The organism is Clostridium sp. AM25-23AC (assembly GCF_003435125.1).
GTDB lineage: Bacteria > Bacillota > Clostridia > Lachnospirales > Lachnospiraceae > Pilosibacter > Pilosibacter fragilis.
The window spans coordinates 1-468 of the sequence record NZ_QWGI01000094.1; the positions used below are offsets into that span (position 1 = coordinate 1).

Annotated in this window: 1 protein-coding gene and 1 pseudogene; both read right to left on the reverse strand. The window is 58.5% G+C overall.

Annotation, left to right across the window (positions count from 1 at the left end; all coding sequences use genetic code 11):
• Positions 1 to 296: DNA cytosine methyltransferase (locus DW677_RS18060; RefSeq protein WP_147324998.1), on the reverse strand; the 296-nt coding region annotated here is incomplete at its 3' end.
• Positions 283 to 468, reverse strand: a pseudogene (locus tag DW677_RS18490) (hypothetical protein); the annotation flags it as partial. The gene DW677_RS18060 and the pseudogene DW677_RS18490, both read right to left, overlap by 14 nt.

Here is a 468-nt window from a genome sequence, read left to right on the forward strand (position 1 = left end):
CGAAACGCCTGATAGAACAGGCTTGATTTTGCCCCGGCAAGACCGGAGCGGTTGCCGATCAGAGAAAGGTTCTGACAGGGAGAGCCGAAGGTTATCACATGGACCGGCGGGATTTTCCCGCCGTCCACCTTCGTAATATCTCCCAAATGCGCCATATCGGGAAAGTGCCTTTTGGTTATGGAGATGGGCGCTTTTTCAATCTCGCTGGCCCATACCGGACGGATACCGCACCGTGAAGCAGCCAGAGGGAACACGCCAATCCCGTCAAAAAGGCTCCCCAGCTTAATGTCCGGCATGGCCCGGGGTGCCGTGTCCCTTCACGGCAAGCACCCCTTCCAGCGTTGTCGCCGCAATGCCCAGCCGTCCGGCAACCGCAATATCATTTTTTACATCCTCGTCCACAGCGCTGCCGCAGACGATCAGGGTGTGGGAGCGCCGCAGCATATCCCGGCGCATATCAATCCCGGC